1 protein-coding gene and 1 pseudogene are annotated in these 1,307 nt (G+C 65.2%); one reads left to right on the top strand and one right to left on the bottom strand.

The genetic code is table 11. The features are described from left to right. Window positions 1–995: ribosome biogenesis GTPase Der (gene der, locus EN994_RS31885; RefSeq protein ID WP_127308175.1), on the top strand; the 995-nt coding region annotated here is incomplete at its 5' end. Window positions 996–1,027: 32 nt separating this feature from the next. On the opposite strand, the pseudogene EN994_RS31880 reads toward der, so the two are convergent. Continuing rightward, window positions 1,028–1,307 (bottom strand): annotated as a pseudogene (locus EN994_RS31880) (LysR family transcriptional regulator); the annotation flags it as partial.

The following is a 1,307-nucleotide window of genomic DNA, read 5'->3' as shown; positions in this document are numbered from 1 at the left end:
AGCATGGCCAGGGCATGCCCGATTTGCGCGACGCCGTGATCGGCGCGCTCGGCGAAGCGCGCGCCTTCGGCGAAGACGAAGATGGCGAAGACGAAGAGATCGCTGCCGGCGAGGTGCTGATCGGCGAGGATATCGCCGATCCGGATGCCGAGCACACCTATGACGACACCAAACCGATGCGCATCGCCGTCGTCGGCCGTCCCAATGCCGGCAAGTCGACGCTGATCAACGCGCTGATCGGCGAAGAGCGGCTGCTCACCGGACCGGAAGCCGGAATCACCCGTGATTCGATCTCGGTCGATTGGGATTGGCATGGCCGCCGCCTGAAGCTGTTCGATACGGCCGGCATGCGCCGCAAGGCCAGGATTCACGAAAAGCTCGAAGTGATGTCGGTGCAGGACGGCCTGCGCGCCATCCGCTTCGCCGAGATCGTCATCATCGTGCTCGACGCCACCATTCCCTTCGAGAAGCAGGATCTGCAGATCGCCGACCTGATCATCAGGGAAGGCCGGGCGCCGGTGATCGCCTTCAACAAATGGGACCTGATCGACCATCCCCAGGAGCTTCTGGCCGAACTGCGCGAGAAGACGGAACGGCTTCTTCCCCAGGCGCGCGGCCTGCAGGCCGTACCTGTCTCCGGCGAGACCGGGCGCGGCCTCGACAAGCTGATGGATGCCGTCATCAGGACCCACAAGGTATGGAACAGCCGCGTCTCGACTGGCAAGCTCAACCGCTGGCTGGAAGGCATCCTGGCACACCATCCGCCGCCTGCCGTGGCAGGGCGCCGGCTGAAGGTCAAATACGTCACCCAGGCCAAGACCCGGCCGCCGGGTTTCGTTGTCCAGTGCTCGCGGCCCGATGCGATGCCGCAATCCTATGTCCGCTATCTCTCCAACAGCCTGCGCGAAGCCTTCGATATGCCCGGCGTGCCGATCCGCATCGCGCTGCGCACGTCGGACAATCCGTTCGCCGGCAGGTCGAACAAGCGTAAATAAGCGGTCGGGCGCTGGATACCTGTTCCGGCTGTCTAAGCGACCTCCTTCAACCGCTCGTCCCGTGGCAGCGCCTGCAACGCCGCCTGCAGCAATATGTCGGCCAGCCGCGCTGCCACCGGATCCAGTTCAGCATCCTTCTGGTGCAGCACCAACGCCATTTTGGGCAATGCCGGCAGCCCGGCGATCTCCGGCGTCATCGCGCTGACGCTGGCCGGCAGGCCGATGTCGGTGCGGATTGTCAGCCCCAGCCCCGCCGCCACGGCTGCCCAGATGCCGCCAAGGCTCGGGCTGGAAAAGGCCATCCGCCACGAC

The sequence above is a fragment of the Mesorhizobium sp. M7A.F.Ca.CA.002.09.1.1 genome (genome assembly GCF_003998555.1).
Classification (GTDB): domain Bacteria; phylum Pseudomonadota; class Alphaproteobacteria; order Rhizobiales; family Rhizobiaceae; genus Mesorhizobium; species Mesorhizobium ciceri.
Note: the sequence above shows the minus strand (reverse complement) of the source record. Positions and strands in the feature narration are given on the sequence as shown.